General features: G+C 41.7%; 19 protein-coding genes and 1 riboswitch. Of the genes, 4 read left to right on the plus strand and 15 right to left on the minus strand.

The window, feature by feature from the left end; all coding sequences use genetic code 11:
• Nucleotides 1–72: 72 nt before the first annotated feature.
• The 3 genes from LCM09_RS07380 to LCM09_RS07390 form a co-directional block, all read right to left on the minus strand.
• Entirely contained in the window at nucleotides 73–5598 is a 5526-nt protein-coding gene (locus tag LCM09_RS07380; RefSeq protein ID WP_224880207.1) for an alpha amylase N-terminal ig-like domain-containing protein, read from the minus strand.
• Between the two features lie 173 nt (nucleotides 5599–5771).
• On the minus strand, nucleotides 5772–6158 hold the full coding sequence (gene gloA2, locus LCM09_RS07385) for an SMU1112c/YaeR family gloxylase I-like metalloprotein (protein WP_224880209.1): 387 nt from the start codon (nucleotides 6156–6158) through the stop codon (nucleotides 5772–5774).
• Nucleotides 6159–6220: 62 nt separating this feature from the next.
• Complete coding sequence (locus LCM09_RS07390) at nucleotides 6221–6988, minus strand: SDR family oxidoreductase (RefSeq protein WP_224880210.1); 768 nt, start codon at nucleotides 6986–6988, stop codon at nucleotides 6221–6223.
• 243 nt (nucleotides 6989–7231) lie between these two features.
• Nucleotides 7232–7328, plus strand: a riboswitch (cyclic di-GMP riboswitch).
• 19 nt (nucleotides 7329–7347) lie between these two features.
• Here LCM09_RS07390 and LCM09_RS07395 point away from each other — a divergent pair.
• Nucleotides 7348–7485 carry an anti-repressor SinI family protein gene (locus LCM09_RS07395; protein ID WP_224880212.1) on the plus strand — a complete coding sequence of 46 codons (138 nt, stop codon included), beginning with the start codon at nucleotides 7348–7350 and terminating at the stop codon, nucleotides 7483–7485.
• A gap of 101 nt (nucleotides 7486–7586) precedes the next feature.
• Nucleotides 7587–7922 (plus strand): helix-turn-helix domain-containing protein, encoded by a 336-nt coding sequence (locus tag LCM09_RS07400; protein ID WP_224880215.1) that lies wholly within the window; start codon nucleotides 7587–7589, stop codon nucleotides 7920–7922.
• A gap of 44 nt (nucleotides 7923–7966) precedes the next feature.
• Here the strand turns inward: LCM09_RS07400 and LCM09_RS07405 are convergent, their stop codons facing one another.
• Genes LCM09_RS07405 through LCM09_RS07415 form a run of 3 tightly spaced genes read right to left on the minus strand, consistent with a single transcriptional unit; the run spans nucleotide 7967 to nucleotide 8667 of the window.
• Nucleotides 7967–8272 (minus strand): DUF5658 family protein, encoded by a 306-nt coding sequence (locus LCM09_RS07405; RefSeq protein ID WP_224880217.1) that lies wholly within the window; start codon nucleotides 8270–8272, stop codon nucleotides 7967–7969.
• Nucleotides 8269–8532, minus strand: coding sequence for a hypothetical protein (locus tag LCM09_RS07410; RefSeq protein WP_224880219.1), 264 nt, complete (start codon nucleotides 8530–8532; stop codon nucleotides 8269–8271). The genes LCM09_RS07405 and LCM09_RS07410 overlap by 4 nt, the downstream gene beginning before the upstream one ends.
• Before the next feature lie 12 nt (nucleotides 8533–8544).
• A complete protein-coding gene (locus tag LCM09_RS07415; protein WP_224880221.1) occupies nucleotides 8545–8667 on the minus strand; it encodes an anti-repressor SinI family protein in 123 nt (40 codons plus the stop codon).
• Between the two features lie 289 nt (nucleotides 8668–8956).
• Here LCM09_RS07415 and LCM09_RS07420 point away from each other — a divergent pair, with 289 nt between their 5' ends.
• Nucleotides 8957–9289: a helix-turn-helix domain-containing protein gene (locus tag LCM09_RS07420; RefSeq protein WP_224880223.1), complete on the plus strand. Its 333-nt coding sequence runs from the start codon at nucleotides 8957–8959 to the stop codon at nucleotides 9287–9289.
• A 43-nt stretch (nucleotides 9290–9332) separates the two neighbouring features.
• Here LCM09_RS07420 and LCM09_RS07425 read toward each other — a convergent pair whose 3' ends face one another.
• From LCM09_RS07425 to spoIID, 9 genes are all read right to left on the minus strand, one after another.
• Entirely contained in the window at nucleotides 9333–9506 is a 174-nt protein-coding gene (locus tag LCM09_RS07425; protein WP_224880225.1) for a hypothetical protein, read from the minus strand.
• Nucleotides 9507–9716: 210 nt separating this feature from the next.
• A complete protein-coding gene (gene fabZ / locus LCM09_RS07430; RefSeq protein ID WP_224880227.1) occupies nucleotides 9717–10139 on the minus strand; it encodes a 3-hydroxyacyl-ACP dehydratase FabZ in 423 nt (140 codons plus the stop codon).
• 18 nt (nucleotides 10140–10157) lie between these two features.
• A complete protein-coding gene (locus tag LCM09_RS07435) occupies nucleotides 10158–10445 on the minus strand; it encodes a DNA-directed RNA polymerase subunit beta (protein ID WP_224880229.1) in 288 nt (95 codons plus the stop codon).
• Nucleotides 10446–10493: 48 nt separating this feature from the next.
• Nucleotides 10494–11495 carry a rod shape-determining protein gene (locus LCM09_RS07440; protein WP_224880231.1) on the minus strand — a complete coding sequence of 334 codons (1002 nt, stop codon included), beginning with the start codon at nucleotides 11493–11495 and terminating at the stop codon, nucleotides 10494–10496.
• A gap of 134 nt (nucleotides 11496–11629) precedes the next feature.
• Nucleotides 11630–11902: a sporulation transcriptional regulator SpoIIID gene (gene spoIIID, locus LCM09_RS07445; RefSeq protein WP_224880233.1), complete on the minus strand. Its 273-nt coding sequence runs from the start codon at nucleotides 11900–11902 to the stop codon at nucleotides 11630–11632.
• 527 nt (nucleotides 11903–12429) lie between these two features.
• On the minus strand, nucleotides 12430–14091 hold the full coding sequence (locus LCM09_RS07450; RefSeq protein WP_224880235.1) for a sodium:solute symporter family protein: 1662 nt from the start codon (nucleotides 14089–14091) through the stop codon (nucleotides 12430–12432).
• A 14-nt stretch (nucleotides 14092–14105) separates the two neighbouring features.
• Nucleotides 14106–14405: a DUF4212 domain-containing protein gene (locus LCM09_RS07455; RefSeq protein ID WP_224880236.1), complete on the minus strand. Its 300-nt coding sequence runs from the start codon at nucleotides 14403–14405 to the stop codon at nucleotides 14106–14108.
• A 428-nt stretch (nucleotides 14406–14833) separates the two neighbouring features.
• The gene (spoIIQ, locus tag LCM09_RS07460; protein WP_224880238.1) at nucleotides 14834–15757 is read right to left on the minus strand and encodes a stage II sporulation protein SpoIIQ; all 924 of its coding nucleotides are present in this window, start codon (nucleotides 15755–15757) and stop codon (nucleotides 14834–14836) included.
• A 167-nt stretch (nucleotides 15758–15924) separates the two neighbouring features.
• On the minus strand, nucleotides 15925–16929 hold the full coding sequence (spoIID, locus tag LCM09_RS07465; RefSeq protein WP_224880240.1) for a stage II sporulation protein D: 1005 nt from the start codon (nucleotides 16927–16929) through the stop codon (nucleotides 15925–15927).
• A gap of 303 nt (nucleotides 16930–17232) precedes the next feature.
• Between spoIID and LCM09_RS07470 the strand changes: the two genes are divergently transcribed.
• The coding region (locus LCM09_RS07470) for an IS1182 family transposase (RefSeq protein ID WP_224880243.1) at nucleotides 17233–18206 on the plus strand (974 nt) is incomplete at its 3' end.

Below are 18206 nucleotides of genomic sequence, written 5' to 3' on the forward strand. Positions count from 1 at the left end.
AGTTAAATTTTAAAATATTTGGAAATATTTTAAAGGGGGTCAGGCACGTGCCTGACCCCCTCTCTAAACAATTTACTTTTCTACTATTTCTTTTACGACTTCTTCGCTTACTGCACCTGTTCCGCCTAGTATTGTGAATTCGTTTGCTTTCAGCTCCTTCATAGCTTTCGCAGTCGATTCAGGTAGTTTGTTAGGTTGAACGAGGAGCATTGCTGCATCACTCTTCGCTGCTAGTACAGATCCCGATAGTGCATCAGCAAATTCCATTCCAGTCGCGATAAAGACGTGCTGTGATGGATTCAACTCAGTTGCCACTGCAGCTGCTGTACCGAAGCGATCTTTTCCAGATACTCTCTTTGGATCTGGTAGAGATGTAAGAACGTTCTCTTCTACTACCCCAGATCCTCCAACAACAATCGAAGCTTCTTTTGAATCTAGTGCTTTCTTCGTTGATGATGGTACCTTGTCTTTTAACGTGAATAAGATTGGATAGCCCTGTTCAGCTGCATATGATGCTCCAGATAGCGCATCAGGGAAATCTAGTCCGTTTACAACGACCGCCTTATCAGAAGCTCCCATTCGAGCTGAGATATTAGCAGCTGTTTCAAAACGATCTTTCCCGCTAATACGATCAACTTTTACGTTTAGTCCACGTAGTTCATACGCAACATAGCTCGATACCGCGCCTTCTCCACCAAGAATAATGACCTTCTTAGCTCCAAGGCGTTTAATTTCTTCTTTCACAACAGGTGTTAATCGATCTTCTCCAGTTAATAAGATCGGCGCATCCAGCTTGTACGCGTAAGGTCCCCCTGCAAGCGCATCTGCAAAGTTATTGCCATTAGCTAGTACAACTGTATCTGCTTTCTCCCAACCTTTCTTCGAGATGTCGACAGCTGTTGAGAAGCGGTCTTTTCCAGATAAACGAACTGGCTCTTTCGCTGGCTCACCACCCTTTGTTACCTTCCACGTGTATTCTTTTGTATTCTTCGCAATTGCTCCACCATCGTTGTTAAAAATCTCAGCTTTGTTTTCTTCAGATGGTTCGATTGTAATTGGAATTTCATTTTCGCCATTATCAAGCTTCACTTCATGACTGAATGTCATATCATCATTCACGTTGACATTCTCACCATTAATCGTCAGAACGCCTTCTTTGATCGCATTCCCTTTGAACGTGACGGTGTCACCTTCCACCTCTGCCCCGTTCTCTGGTGAATTCACAACAACCGGCATGTCGATCCAACGAAGGATCTCATCTTCAACGACCATTTTGTTACCACCCTGATTTGTCACTGTAACGCTCAAATCAGTTCCAATCGCACCATAACCATAGTAACTAACGTCATCATCCGTTTTATCTGAACGCGTATGATCAGCTAGTCCTTCTTGATCCCATGATTCACCTTTTGCATACTTGTACGTTAGCACAGTTCCTTCAGGGAACGTTTTTGTGAGCTCCCAATCAGGTGATACAGCACCATTTCGTGACATTTCCCACGCACTCGTGCTCCATCCGTTCTGACTTCCAGGCATCGTAACCTTCGCACTTAGAGGCGTGTAGTCTGGAGCATGCACCTTGAACGTGACATCGACCATAACAATATCCGGTGTGATTGAAACCGCATTTGACACCGTTTTGTTTCCTGATTGGTCGTATGCCACTACTCTATACTCGTACGTTTTTCCATTTTCTACAGCAAAATCTGTGTAGCTAACTTTTTCAGCGTCCTGAATCAACTCAATCGTTTTACCGTCTCTCTCAATTCCGAAGAGGTAAGGGTTGTCTGCCCCCTCAAGACTCCAGTTCAATGTGACTTGACCGGATTCTTTAAGCGGCTCCTCCAGGTTTACTGCGTCTGCAGGCGCTTTTTTATCTTCTGGATTTTGAGTTAACGTGACTTCCTCAGTATTCGTGGTTTTCCATGTTTCACCACGATCTGTTGTAAATGCGAGGCGGTAGGAATATGTTCCAGTTTCAATTGGTTGGAACGTCCCCTTGAACATGTTGTATCCGTTACCGTCGCCACCTTGCCCTTTATATGTGGCTTTCGAATCAATCCAATCGCCACCTTGCTTGATTTGAAGCTTTGCCATCAATCCTTCTGCTTGGCCTGACTCTGTAGCACCTTCGATCTTCACACCAGCTTCAATCATAAATGTTTGTGATAAATCGAGAACAGCATCGTCCACACTGTTTACGTTCGTAATATCATAACTTCCATCTTTCCACTCATAATGTGGAATGGCTGCATCCTTTGTTTCAGTGATGGTCGACTCATTCCCATCAGCATCAACAGCCGTTACAGCAAAGTAGTATGACTGACCGTTTGTTAATCCATCGACTTTAATCGAAGTCTTGTCAGTAAGCGTTACTTCTTCGTACATCGCCCCTTGTAGAGTAGATCGATAGACTTTGTACTGTGCTGCATCTCCCTTCCAAGAAAGGTCTGCACTTCCTTCTCCAACAGTTACCTTAAGCTCACTCACCGCTGTTGGAAGCTCAAAATTCTGTCCGCTATCAGCAACCATCATACGACCAGTCATTGCTGGTACGGAGACAGTTAGCACTCCATTTTTCACAGTCGCACTGTACTCTTTTGAAAGTCCGTCAGTGAATGAGATATTGTTCTTCACAAGACCTTTCACATCTAGTTCAACTGTTTGCTTATCGTTGCCGCGGTTCACTGCGATTACTGCAGCACCCTCTGCATTCGTACGCGCATAAACATACACGTCACCATCCGCATGCAGGGTTTTCAGGTCACCGTACGCAAGTAGATCGGCATTCGCTGTTCTTACATCACCAGCGTTTTGATAATGCTTTACTAACGATTCATTCTCTCCACCCCATGGGTATGTGCGGCGATCGTCAGGGTCTTTAGATCCTGTTACACCAGCTTCATCACCATAGTAGATGGTTGGCGCACCAGGGTAACCCATTTGCAGCACTGCTGCAAGCTTCAATCGTTTCACACCTAGTTCATGGTCATACTTTGGATCAAACTCAGCACGTTCGTACGTATCTGTTCCTCCACCAAGTACATATACGGCACGTGGGGTATCATGAGAGCCCATCAAGTTCATGAGCGCACGGAATGCTTCATCCGGATAATCCTCTTGAACAGCTCTTAGCTTCTCATCGGCACTTGCCGCGTTACCATTTTTCAAGAAGTCCAAAATTGCTCCTTCAAAACGGTAGTTCATAACCGAATCGTACTGATCACCAAGAAAATATTTAGAAGCATCATCCCAAATTTCACCCAGGATCAAAGGTTCTTCCCCTTCTTTAAGCGTTGCTCCTGCACCCGCGACTTCTTTTGATTTCAGCTCATCGCGGAACTCACGCCAAAATTCCATATCTACTTCGTTCGCAACATCGAGGCGCCAGCCTGATGCACCATTCGTGATCCAGCTTTTCGCTGCAGAGTCTTCGTCATACATAATGTAATCTGAGAATTTCTTGTTGTTTAATTCGCTTGCGTAATCAACGGCATCACCAGATACACTTTTGATTTCAGGTAGAGAATCATAACCCCACCATGCTTGATAATCATAGCGTTCGTTGCCGTTTTCATCCTTTACGATTTCATTCTTGATATTAAACCAGTTGTGAAAGCCATATTCATCATTAAACGTTTGGCCTTCTTTTTCAAGCTGCTTGCGTGCTTCGGTTTTCGCATCCTCTTCAGAAAGTCCTTTATCGTTCATCAAATCATAGATAAGTGACCAGTACTCATATGCACCAACAACGTCATATTTTCCATAACGATCAAAATAGATCGAGTCATCGCCGACGTGGTTGAACACACCATCCATGATCAGATGCATGTCACGCTTCTCAAGCTCTTTCGTAAATGCTTCGAACTCTTCTGGCGTACCGAATAATGGATCGATCGTCTTCCAATCCGTTGCATCGTATTTATGATTCGATGCAGCCTCTGCAATTGGATTAAGGTAAATCGTGTTTACTCCAAGAGACTCGATGTAATCTAGCTTTTCATGGATTCCTTTTACGTCACCACCAAAGAAATCATTGCTCCAGATTCCATCGCCCTCGTATCCAGAACGGTCAGCTAATCTTGGGTTATCAGGAAGCTCTGCCCATTCCTTCTGTTCAATTGGCTCAAGTCCTCGTGCATATTTTTTGGCATCATCGTTATTCTCGTTTCCGTTGTAAAAACGGTCAGGGAATATTTGATACACAACCGCTTCCTTCATCCAGTCAGGTGTCTGGAACCCAGGATCAAAGACAGTCAGTTGATAAAGTTCTGCGTTTCCATCGACTGCTTTCCCTTTAGACCCTTGCTTTGTATCTTCTCCGTACTCGGCCTTTGCAGCACCGTCACGAACAATGAATTTGTACCCATAAAGCCCTTTATCTTCCGGCGTCACGTCTGCTTCAAAGAAATCCATTCCATCAGTAGTCGCTGCTTTTTCCATTGAAACGAGCTTACTTGTACCAGTGTTTTGGTTCTTAAGATAAAGCTCTACTTTCGTAAGATCATCTTTCTTAGCTGAGAGACGGAGCGTAACCGTTTCGCCTTCTTTCACAGCCCCGAATGGAGCGCGGTAAGCTTCTTCCCATGAGTTATGTAGGAGTTGATCTTTGTTAATCGCTCCATCAGAACCTTCAGGACTGTAATCAGTGCTCACATCTTTCGTTTCAGCATTAAATTGAAACGTGATCGTTGCATCCGATAGAACGTTAAGTGCAGCATTTCCACCAGGGTACTCTTCACCCCAGTCGTTTCCTAAAACTACTTTGTATTCGTAATTTCCTTTTGGTACATCAGCTGTATATGTGTAGACGTTATCGAAATTATCATCTGTGAAAAATGCAGTAGAAGTACTAGGGCTCCACTCATCTCCAGCATCGATTGCAGGCTGAATAGACCCAACTAATCTTGGCTGCTTTTCATCAGCAATTTTGTTATAAGTAGTAGAATCAGCTACAACATGCGTCCCATCGTGATAATAAAACGTTACTGTAGTAGCTTCAGAAAGCTCAAGAGGAATGTTTCCACCATCTTTTCCATAGCTTTCGCCCCACGATTGGTTAATCGCAATCTTATATTCATATTTACCTGCAGGAAGTTCAGCAGTAAATTCATAGAATCCATTTCCTTTGTCTTCCATGATGGTTTCAGTCGCTTCAGGCTTCCAGTCAACATCAGCGCCTAGCTCCGTTTGAAGGTCACCAACAAGGGTAACTGTGCGTTCTGTAGTCGCCTCACCGATTTGGAATACACTGTTATCTCCTCCATCAGGATTGAGAGGATCCTTTATCCACTCACCATCAACGATAAACTTATATTGATGTTTACCATCTGATAAATCATCAACCTTAAGGCTCCAGACATTTCCGTCACCTTTCGTCATGTCAAGTGCGCCGTCTTCCCAGTTGGTAAAGTTACCGGCAACTTTTACAGAAGACTTACTGCCGTCTCCTTGATAGTTAAACGTAGCGCTCGACTTATTAATTACAGGACTCGAAAGCTCTGCCGCTTCAACACCAGGCATAGCCCCTGCCAATAATTGCAACACGAGAATGATTGCAAGTGACAGCGAAAGCTTTTTTCGATTACGCCGTTTCATCGTTATCCCCCTTTTTAGTAGTATCAAATCGTGAAACCGTTTGCATAACTGCCGTTTGCGAAATCGTTTGCACAATGTTGCACAAACAATATCGATATTCTATCATAGGCAAACGCTTCCATCTTATGATGCCACAGGTTCAACTTGTAATCAACAGTTTTTGTTGAATTGTTCTAATTTTCATACATTTCAATAGGCAGTCCATCAGGGTCTTGAAAAAACGTGAATCGCTTTCCGGTTAGTTCGTCCACTCTAATGGTTTCAATACTTTCGATCCCTTTATTTCTTAACTCTTGCACGCACTGATCTATGTCGTCCACCTCAAAGGCTATATGTCTAAGGCCTCTCGCTTCAGGGTAGCTAGGACGTTCTGGTGCATTGATGAATGAGAACAATTCTATTTGAGAATGCTCACCAACGGAGAGATCAAGCTTGTATGATTTACGCTCTTCTCGATATGTTTCTCGTATTATGGAGAGACCTAGCACATTCACATAAAAATCCTTCGAACGCTCATAATCTGAGCAAATAACCGCAACATGGTGTAATTTCTTGAACATCTGTATATCACCTCTTATTAAACGTAGCGAGCGATGCTCATTCCGTCAACTAAGAGACTCCTCTATAGGAGTGATTCTGCACCATCGACAAACATCGCTGTTCCAGTCACATGACTTGAAGCACCTGATACTAGAAAGTAAACAACATCAGCTACTTGCTCAGGACTACCAGCTTTTTCTTTTAACGGGTGACTCCCTTCTGGATACTCAACAGGAATTTCAATTTCTTGAATACTATCTTTTGGATTCGTATTTTCTTCAATATTCGTTTCGATCGCACCCGGGCAAATTGCGTTCACCCTTATGTTGTACTGAGCTAACTCAAGAGCCGCCATCTTCATAAAAGCAACCTGACCGGCTTTCGATGTACTGTATGCAGACATTCCGAAGTTTGAGAACGTTCGATTTCCATTTATCGAACTTGTGATAACAATACTTCCACCTTGTTTCTTCATATAAGGAACAATATGTTTCACCATAATAAATGTGCTTCTTAAGTTCGTGTGGATCGTGTTGTCCCAATCCTCTACCTTCATCTCTTCTATCGATTCTAATGTGCCGTTAATTCCAGCATTGTTAAACAGACAATCGATGGTACCGAATTGTTGACTAATTTCTTTAAGCGCATTTGTTACTTGATCCTCATCCGACACATCGACCTCAAATGCAAGAGCTTCTCCTCCATCCGAGATGATTTCTTTTTTCACCTCTTCAGCACGACTTTCTTTTACATCAAACAAACATACTGTCATACCTTCTTTCGCAAATCGCTTTGCAGCGGCTTCCCCAATACCAGAACCTCCACCAGTTATTACAGCTATTTTCTTCATTAAGAATCCCTCCTCACCTCCGTTCTATACCCGCATCCTTGTTTTCTCAGTCCCATAAAATAACAAGAAATATGTATGAATGCTATGAAATACGAAAATTTTGGAGCACGTATAGTCCTTCTCTTATGATATGACAAAAAAAGTTTTTTTGAATAACAAGAAACAACAAATTTCTTATATTATTCAGACTATTATAGAAGTAAGACATCATTTGTATACATAGGTCCAAAGTAGTGGGTATCCTCCAGCAAACGGCACCCTGCTTTGAAAAAAGCAGATCGCAAAGTTACCAGATCTAAGGGAGTATCAGATAAAATCCTATGATGGCTGAACTACCTGGAACATAGAGGAGGAGTGGAATGAATACAGGTGAAAAGGTGAAGCTAGACGAGGAATGGGTTTATCTAATTCTTACAGCAAAAGAACTGGGATTATCAGTAGAAGAGGTGAAATCGTTTATTCGAAAGGAGGAAATAGTCAGGGATTCTCATAATTGATAGGTAGAGTGATTGACGCTTTTGTTCTATTTACGGAACATAACCATACTGATATAATACTTAGTATCTAAGAGATTTGTCGAAGTATGGGAGGGTAAGAGATGATAGGAGAGCAAGTAAAGAAATATAGATTACGCAAAGGTCTCTCACTTTCTGAATTAGCTGAACGCGCTAGTGTAGCAAAATCCTATTTGAGTTCTATTGAACGAAACATACAGTCTAACCCTTCTATTCAATTTTTGGAGAAGATTTCAGGTGTATTAGATGTTTCCGTGGAGGTGCTACTTCAAGGGGATAACCTCATCCATCAAAGTGAATTGGATTCAGAGTGGAAAAAGCTTGTTAAAGAAGCGATGAACTCTGGCGTTAGCAAAGAACAATTCAAGGAATTCCTTGAGTTTAACAAGTGGCGTGCAAAGCAAGGAAGCGATAACTAATTTAGTGACCAGGAGCCTTAGACGAAGGCTCTTTTTATTATTTCTTAAAGTAAAAAGAGCCAATAGGCATGATAGATTAAAACCCCAGTATAAAGGATCGTTGCAACACTTAACGAGGCCCATACTAGTCGTGAAATAAATTCGAATTTAATAATGCCCAAGAACAATAATAGTAGTGATAAAATGATTTTAAAGCCTAGAAATGCGTATGGGTGAATACTAAATAATTCTTTCATCAATGGGTTCGCTTCATCTATTAAGCTATGTTGTACGCCCCAGAATGTAATAAGACCATCCAAGATATTGCAACAAGCCAAATAGTAAATGATGGTCTGAAAGAGACCCCTCATTCCGAATTGGAGGAGATGATTTGGTTTTTTATGATTTGGCTTAATTCGTTATAAAGTTTCCGTTCGTCTTCAAAGAGCCATCTACTACCTTGTTCTTGCCTTTCAAGCTCTTTGATCTTATTAAGAATAAAGTCTAAATCACATTTTCCTTTATATTCATCGTTAATATAAAGCTTGCTCGTCCTATCGTCGAGGGCAACAACTCTTACTCTCTTCCCGGTTATATAGGATACAAATGTACAATCTCCTAGCTTGATCACTTCAATTCCTCCTTACTTTTTTGAGGAATTATCAAGAAATTGTCTAATTTCTTCCTTACTAAGCCCTAATTTCTTTGCTTTTGAAATAAGGTTGATCCATTCTGAGTCCAATTTTTCCCCACCATACGCTCTCATTTTCATCCTCCTTACTTTATTCTCCATAATACGACATTATTAAGAACGTTTTGTTCTTTATTTAGAATATGTATCTAATATAATCTTATAAGATCGAATATAAAAGACTGAAAATTCTTTATTTTTACTGCGTTTCATCATTAAATCAATACTATCCTAACTTATTCTTTATTTTTCTTAAAATTCCATTTATTTACGTTTTGAAACTACATCATTTGTTCTATTTACAGAACGTGGTGTTCTTGATAAAATTAAAACATTAAATACTAACAAAGTCGAGGTATTGGGGATGATAGGTGAAAAAATTAAGCTTTACCGTAACCGCATGGGGCTTTCGTTAACAGAATTAGCTAAACGAGCTGGTGTGGCAAAATCATATCTTAGCTCGATCGAACGAAACCAGCAGGCTAACCCCTCCATTCAGTTTCTTGAGAAGATAGCAGCTGTCTTGAAAGTACCTATGGATGTATTTATTCATGATGAGGAATTCGGTGAAAGAGAGTCGCATCTAGACCCGGAATGGGAAGCATTGATTGAAGAAGCGATGCGATCGGGGATTACGAAAGAGGATTTTGAAGAGTTCCTTGAGTTTAGGAAATGGCAATTAAACAAAAAAGAGTAGAACAAGTAAAACTCCCGCCTGGAGTGGACGGGAGCTTATATCCTTATTCAGCAGAATTCTCAGAGTTAGTTGCTCCGTTGTTTGAAGCAGGTTCTTCAGTGTTACTTTCGTTATTTGTGGTGTTGTTGCCTTCTTCTTCTCCTCCACCGCTACAAGCCGTGATGAGCATTACAGCTAAAAACGAAGTTGCAATTTTGGCCATGAATTTCTTATTCATTATCAAAATTCCTCCCTGAAAAACTAAGATTGACCGCAGCTACTGAATAAGCGGTTGACCAAATCATAACAGCATCATTCTCCCATTTGTCAGAATTAACAGAGTCTCAATAAAGCCTTTAAATGATTTACAAATTGAACGTCCGTTTTTACAAATTGGTTTGAATGGTACAAAAAAAGCACCTCGATTAACGAGATGCTTCTAGACACATTATTTTAGAGCAAACATGATTTCCGCTTCCGCAGCTACTTCGCCATCAACCGTCGCTGTGGCTTTTCCTTTGCCCATAGGTCCTTTTATGCGAATGATCTCAACTTCTAAACGAAGCTGATCACCTGGCTTCACTTGCCTCTTAAATCGGCATTTATCAATACCGGTAAAGAAAGCTAGTTTCCCCTGGTTCTCTTCCTTCTTAAGCATAGCAACAGCACCGACTTGTGCGAGGGCTTCTACAATTAAGACACCCGGCATGACAGGGTAGTCAGGAAAGTGGCCGTTGAAAAATTCTTCATTGGCTGTAACGTTCTTAATTCCAATCGCTCTTACTTCTTCTTCTACTTCCACAATCTTATCGACAAGAAGAAAAGGATAGCGATGTGGAATGATCGATTTAATATCTTGAATATCCATCATAACGTTTGCTCCTTTCGTTTACTCTGTTTCTTTCTTAACAATATCAGAGATCTTCATCCAGGTCTCTTTCTTGAACACATCTCCCGGACTTCCTTCTCCAATGACCCCGTATCCAATCATAGCTCCTGCGACAAGCGAAAGGGCAAGGAGCAACATAACGAGAATAAGGCGCAGCCAGATTGGGATTAACCGAATCTTAGGCTTGCGCTCTTTTATTTCTGTTTTATGTTTTGTCTTTTTTCCATCATCATTCATTTGTTTGATTTCTGAGGTTTCATTTACGTTTTCATGGTTGTTCGCCATCATGATAACACCCTTACGAATAGTTTCCGTTACCCAAGAACTTCCGATAAGTTATACTAGCTTCTTTTTAGCGATTTTGTCCATATGTTCAAGCATAAGGCCTGTCCCTTTTGCAACGCAGCTCATTGGTTCTTCAGCAATTAACACAGGAACCATCAGCTCTTCCGCAAACAGTTGATCGATACCATGCAGAAGCGCGCCTCCACCTGTCATGATCACACCGCGGTCGATGATGTCTGCTGAAAGTTCAGGAGGAGTTCGTTCAAGAACGCTTTTCGCTGCCATCACCATATGAGAGATCGGCTCTTGTAGTGCTTGCTGAATTTCATCAGATTTGACTGTGATCGTTCTAGGAAGTCCAGATACCATATCGCGTCCACGAATATCGAGTTCTTCTTTTCGACCACCTGGAAATACCGTTGCAACATTGATTTTGATCTGTTCTGCCGTTCGTTCTCCGATCAAAAGCTTGTACGTTTTCTTAATATAATCTAAAATTTCGTAATCAAACTTGTCCCCTGCCATCTTAATGGAAGAGGCGGTGACGATATCGCCCATTGAAAGTACCGCGATATCAGTCGTTCCACCGCCTATATCCACAACCATATTGCCGCTTGGTTGGAAAATATCCATTCCTGCACCAATCGCTGCAACCTTTGGTTCTTCTTCAAGGAAAATTTGTTTTCCACCGCTTTTTTCAGCAGCTTCTTTGATCGCTTTTTTCTCAACCGATGTGATGTTTGTTGGTGTACAGATTAAAATACGTGGTTTTGAAAGAAAGCTTTTCACATTGATTTTGTTCAAGAAGTGTCTCAGCATTACTTCTGTAATATCGAAGTCAGCGATGACCCCATCCTTTAAAGGACGAGTAGGAACGATGTTTCCAGGCGTCCGGCCTACCATTTGCCTAGCTTCTTCACCAACAGCAAGAGCTTTGCCTGTAGTGGTGTCGATTGCTACAACAGAAGGCTCATCGAGTACAATCCCTTTTCCTTTTAAATAAATCAGTACGTTTGCAGTACCTAAGTCAATCCCTATATCACGTGATAACATGATCTATCCTCCCTGTGTTCAATCACTCATCTATAAGTTCCATTCCTAGTATGTTTAGAGTTCATATCCATTAGTATATTGTATCACAAAAGTGAACACGGAAGAAAAGATTTAGGAAAAAATTGTCGTTTCGGCTATTTTACAGCTTCTTCCTTTTCGGTATCCTTTCTATATTTTATTCTAGTCGCTTCCCCGCCTCTGAGGTGTCGTATCGACTTGTGATACTCAAGGATCTCTTTCACCTCGTTAGCAAGGTCAGGATTGATTTCTGGGAGTCTTTCAGTAAGGTCCTTATGCACGGTGCTTTTTGAAACTCCAAACTCTTTGGCGATCACCCTCACCGTTTTTTTCGTCTCCACGATGTAATTTCCAATCTTGATGGTTCGCTCTTTGATGTAATCGTGCACACCACTCGCCTCCCTAAATTGGATGTGAGAGATGCGAAATGAGACTGATAAAGTGATCATGCTACGAAGCTCAAGTCATCAAGTCGATCTACATGATGTCAGGAGAATTGTGTACAAGAATACTTCGAAGCCTTACCACAACTTCTCACCTCTGCCCCTCATTTACTAAGTTTTGTAACATTTTATTAGGGCAAGGTGGGTTATATACCAAAAAGTCAAGAGGGACAAGTGATTTTATTTAATTTTCTAAAAACAATAAGCTCTTACTATTTCTGAGGAGTGGTTGATTTCCGCTCAAGGATGCTCGCATTCCGCAGGGCAGGCGGTGAACTTCCTCGGCGCACAAAACCATTGCGCCTCCGGGATCTCACCTGTCCCGCTACTCGTCCCGCTGGAGTCGAGCACCCTTCTGATTCAATCAACTATGTTGTGTGACGATACACTAATTTCTTTCTAAGAAAAGTAATTGAGGAAAAACTTCCAAAAAATAAAAAACCCCGGATACCATTGTATCCGGGGCTACCACGTTAAATAACTTCATCATCTTTCCATACTTCGCCGTTTTGATACTTCAATTGTTCAGGGTAACGAAGGTCTAATACTTCTTCTTGCGTTTTCTGTGATGGAGGCTTCGTACTTAATGAAACGAGAATGTTCGTAAGGAATGCTGCCGCAGCCCCGAATACCCCCGCTCCTGTATCGATGATCCCAAAGACCGTAATGCCTCCAAACTTAGCTAAGAAGATATACGTAAGGGTCACGAGTAGTCCTACAATCATTCCTGCGATAACGCCAGGCGCATTTCCTCGCTTCCACCATACACCTAGAATCAATGCCGGGAAGAACGTACCGGACGCAAGCGCAAATGCCCATGCGACGATTTGTGTGATAACGCCAGGAGGGTTCAAGGCAACAAGTCCAGCAACAATTGTTGCGATCAAGATCGACCACCGTGCAACTGCCATTCTCTTCTTCTCAGACGCATTCGGATTAATGATTCGGTAGTATATGTCATGTGAAAATGATGAGGAGATCGCCATTAGAAGGCCACCTGCTGTTGATAGGGCCGCTGCCATTGCACCAGCAGCTACTAGGCCGATAACGAAAATCCCAAGGTTTGCGATTTCTGGCGTAGCCATTACGACGATGTCATTGCTAATCGCGATTTCTTTCCACTGAAGGATTCCATCAGAGTTCGTATCTGCCATGCTTAGTAAACCAGTATTGATCCACTTCTCAGTCCACCCAGGTAAATTATCGATCGGGCTACCCGCAACTTGCTTCATCAAGATGAAGCGGGAAAAAGCTGCGTATGCAGGAGCTGATAAGTATAGTAAACCGATGAAGAGAAGTGCCCATGCACCGCTCCAACGTGCTGCTTTCATCGTCGAAACCGTATAAAAACGAACGATAACATGTGGCAATCCTGCTGTTCCAGCCATCAAACTAAACATCAATGCGAGGAACTGCCATTTCGAAGCTGTATCAAAAGGCTTAAAATACTCTGAAATACCGAGTTCTCGATCCAGCGCACCTAACTCAGAAACGATGTTACCATAGCTTAACCACGGCAGAGGATTATTCGTTAACTGTAGTGACATGAAGATGATCGGAACGAGATAGGCAATGATCAAAATGACATATTGAGCAACCTGGGTCCAGGTGATTCCTTTCATACCACCCATTGTTGCATAGATCGCAATAATCACAACACCGATCATAACGCCAACCTTAGCATCTACTTCAAATAGTCTCCCGATCACGACTCCTGAACCAGCTAATTGTCCGATCGAGTATGTAAAACTAATGATGATCGTTGCAATCGCTGCGATAACGAGCGCTGTCTTGCTTTGAAAACGATCACCGATAAATTCCGGCACCGTGTACCGTCCAGACTTCCGTAGTTGAGGTGCTAATAGGAAAGTAAGTAGTAAATATCCACCAGTCCATCCCATTATGTAAGCTAATCCATCGTAACCGAGGACCATTACGGTTCCCGCTAAGCCGATGAATGAAGCTGCACTCATCCAATCCGCTCCGATCGCCATTCCATTGTAAATCGGTGGGACCCCACGACCTGCTACGAAGAACTCTGACGTTTGTTTTGCTCTATTGTATACTGCTATCCCAATATACAACCCAAATGAGGCGATAATAAGTAGTAACGAAACTAGAAACTGAGCATCCATTCTTATCCTCCCTCCTATTGACTAAGTGTTTGCCCCTTAACATTCTTGCTCTTCTTCTCTACTAGATTGTACTTCTCGTCTATTCGATCACAAATGTAAGCGTTAACAAATAATAGAATGATAAAGATGACGATCGATCCTTGAGCACCCATAAAATAATGTAGTGGAAAGCCATTGAACGTATACTGGGCTAGCGTTTCTGCGATCAAAACCATTCCGAATGATACCGTTAGCCAAATGATCAAGAGAACAGTTGTCAGGCGAAATCTAGCTTTTATATAAGCATTTGCCGTTTTCTTATCGATCTTCTTCACTATTCTTTCACCTCCAATTATTTTAAGTTAAAAATAAGTTCTACAGTTTCTCCAAAACCTAGCGGAACTCTGGCGATTTCAACGATTAGGTAAACACCTAAGAAACCAATAGGCATGAGTAAAAAGAGAGGTTTTTTCTTTTGAACAGTAATGATGATACTTATTAAAACCGCTATGATTAGAACATATAAAATCGTAGATTCTCCTTTCGTCTAAATAGTCTGAATTTTTTAAATGATATTTTTCATTATCAAGTTATCAATTCGATAAGTCAAGACTTTATTTCCACATATCTTCCAATCGTTCATGGTATTAGGACATGAACCCCCCCTGCTATTTCCCGGGAAAGGTCGATTGTTGTAGAAATGAACTCTTTTAATCGTTACTAGACGTAAAAAAGACCCCCGATCACTCGGAGGCCTCGCTTCTTATTGAGAGTCTTTTGACCCTTTTTCATTGTTTGTGTTTGAGTCTTTTGAACCTTTTTCATCAGCGTCTTCTGCGTCTTTTGTACCTTTTTCATCAGCTTTGTCCGCGTCTTTTTCAGCTTTCTCTTCTGCTTGTTTCTCAGATTCTACTCCCTGATTACCTTCTGAAGCTGATGGATTTGTAACAGGGTTTCCAGCTTCTGAGTTTTCACTCTTGTCCTGTACTTCTACAGCAGAGGAAGGTTGATTAAAGACATCAAGTGGATTAACTGGTGTACCATCTTTACGAACTTCAAAGTGTACATGTACGCCTGCATCAGTATCGAACGTGTTCGTGCCAGCTGTTCCTAACTTATCGCCTTGCTTCACTTTGTCGCCTTCAGCAACTTCAAGCTTATCAAGAGACTCATAAACAGTTACAACGCCATCTTCATGTTCGATGTGTACGACATTACCAAGCAACTGATCTTGCTCTGCTTTCATAACTTTACCACTCATAGCAGCTACGACTTCAAAACTTGCTCCATCATCTTTCGCATAGTCGATTCCTGAATTCTGGTAGTAGGTATTATTATAGAATACGAGAGCAGCTTTTTGTTCGTCAGTGCTAGCTTCAGCGTCGTAATATTGCTTTTGAACAAATACGCCACTATCTTCAGAAGCAGGTACTTTAAAGACTTCAGAATCACCTAGAACCGGGACAGACTTTTCATCAGCATCAAAGGCACTTCTGTCAGAATCAATGTCACTCAAGTCACGTGGCTCTGCATTTTCTTGTCCACCTTGCATCCATAGCACCGCTGTTAGTACTAGTGCTGCGAACCCAAGATATACTGCTGGATAAATCCAACGCTTTCTAGCAAGCCTTTGCCATTTAGAAGCGCTTTTTTCAATAGGATTAGATTTTTTGTTTTCATCTCCCATTTATCATCACCTCAGCAATCATTGTTGTCAGGTTGCAAGGTTTCTATACACTTTACAGAAAAAATATCTATTTATTTTTCGACAAGTGGGTTATTTTTATGCATTAACTTTCAATATTCTATAAAAAACGCTTATAAAACAAGTAAAAAACCGCATCGCTGCGGCTTTTATCGTTGTGCTGTTAAATTTTCCACATAACGACCCATCTCACTGATCGCTACGCCTTTATAGTAGTGTTTTACAATCTCATCGTATCCTTTTCCTTCTTCAGCCATTCCGTTCGCGCCGTACTGACTCATACCAACGCCATGCCCATAGCCTTTCGTTGTGACGGTTATTCTGTCTCCACTACGCTCCCAAGCGAAGTCTGAAGATCTCAAGCCTAGTAAATCTCTTATTTCTCTTCCGGTAAACGATTTACCAGCTACTTCGACCTCTCCAACTCGTTTCCCTGTTGTTAAGTTCTTGATCGTACCGATCGATCCCCCTGAAGGAAGCGTTACGCCTAGCTTTTGTTCAAACTCACTCGTTGAGAAGGTTATTTGATCAGAGTACTTAGGCGATTGCTTATCCCAGGGACTTTCTACGCTTCGCAAATATGGAGCTGCGTTTTCCCAGTAGTCTTCTGAATTCTCCGTGTATCCATTACTCGTTGAGAAAAAAGATGCATAGATTGGGTTTCCTTCATATGTTAAGATCTGACCGGTAGTTTCTTCAACCGCCTTCTCAATCTTTGCATATTTCTTCTCGAACTCTGTTCCCCACACTTCCTTCAACTGATCATTATCTTTAAACACCTGGTGCTGAATGGTATCTGTAACGATTGCGTTCCCTGGCAGCTTCTCAGTTGGATTTGCAAGCCGCGTGACTACGAACGTTCTTGCAGTTAATGCCTGTGCCTTTAACGCCTCCATGTTGAACTCTGCTGGCATTTCAGCCGCTACAACACCTTTCACGTATTCTTCAATAGGAACGTTCACGGTCTTTTCTAGCTGTGCGCGATAGACAGGAACATCGACGGCAGCGGCTTTCGTAGATGTATTTTTCCCTTGAGGGTTTGATTCGATTGCCTCAGGTGATTCTCCAGGAGATCCATAAGGTAGAACTAAAACAGATGGTAGAAGAATAATTATGCCGGCAAACAATACAAGTGTCGTAATCATTTTTCTCATTCGCATGCCCCCGTCATTTAAATGTATCTCACTAACACCTTATGGAAAGGGACAACCATTTAGAACAGAAACGCTCGTTACCAAAGTTGGGGTTTTTGTCGTGAAGGCCATTCGGAATTTCGTTCGAAGAAAGTGAACGGTAGGAGGGCTACGATAGAAAAGAAGGGTGTTCTCAACATAAAAAAACCGTAGCTCAAGGCTACGGTCAGGTTGTCGAGAAAGTCTCGACAACCTATTTTTTTGCCTTTTTTTATCTCGCCCTTTTGTTAAGCTAGAGATAGATTCTTTTTAGGCGGTGATGTAATGTTTCAATCTAAGAAAGATCGGCAGAATGAATTAGAAATGGTAACCATTGATGAGCTTGTACCTGAAAACCACTTACTTCGTAAGATCGACCACTATATAGATTTCTCCTTTATCCCTGAAAAAGTCCGTCCTTATTATTGTGAAGACAACGGACGTCCATCCCTTGATCCCCTGGTATTATTTAAGATGATGTTTATTGGATATATTTATGGCATTCGCTCTGAACGCGAATTAGAGCGTCAAATTCAAACGAATGTCGCGTACCGTTGGTTCCTCGGATTGAATTTAACCGACGCTGTCCCCCATCACTCTACGATTAGCTGGAATCGCAGAATGCGTTTTAATGAAACGGATATTTTCCAAGAGGTTTTTGATGAAGTCGTCCACCAGGCTATGAACCATCGAATGGTATCAGGACGCGTTCTCTACACAGATTCCACACATCTAAAAGCGAGTGCGAATAAGAAAAAATTCTCCAGAAAAGACGTTCATGTAGAAACAGCCGACTATATAGATGAACTCAATGAAGCAGTGGAACAGGACAGGTCTGATCATGGAAAAAAGCCTCTAAAAGAAAAGAAGGAGGTGAATAAGACTAAGGAAATCAAAGTCAGTCATACTGATCCTGAGAGTGGTTATTTATATCGAGAACATAAACCTGAAGGTTTCTTTTATTTAGATCATCGCACTACAGATATGAAATTCAACATCATTACCGATGTCCATATTACTCCAGGTAATATTCACGACTCCAAGCCTTATTTACAACGGTTAGACCGCCAGGTAAAACGCTTCGGTTTTAAAGTAGAAGCAGTCGGTCTAGATGCAGGATACTTAACAGCCCCTATTTGTCATGGACTCGAACAACGAAACGTATTTGGCGTTATCGCTCATCGTCGCTACCAAAGTAAAAAAGGATTTCTTCCGAAATGGAAATACAAGTATGATGAGAACCTCGATCGATATGTTTG

Source organism: Guptibacillus algicola (assembly GCF_020171805.1).
GTDB classification, from domain to species: Bacteria; Bacillota; Bacilli; order Bacillales; family Guptibacillaceae; genus Guptibacillus; species Guptibacillus algicola.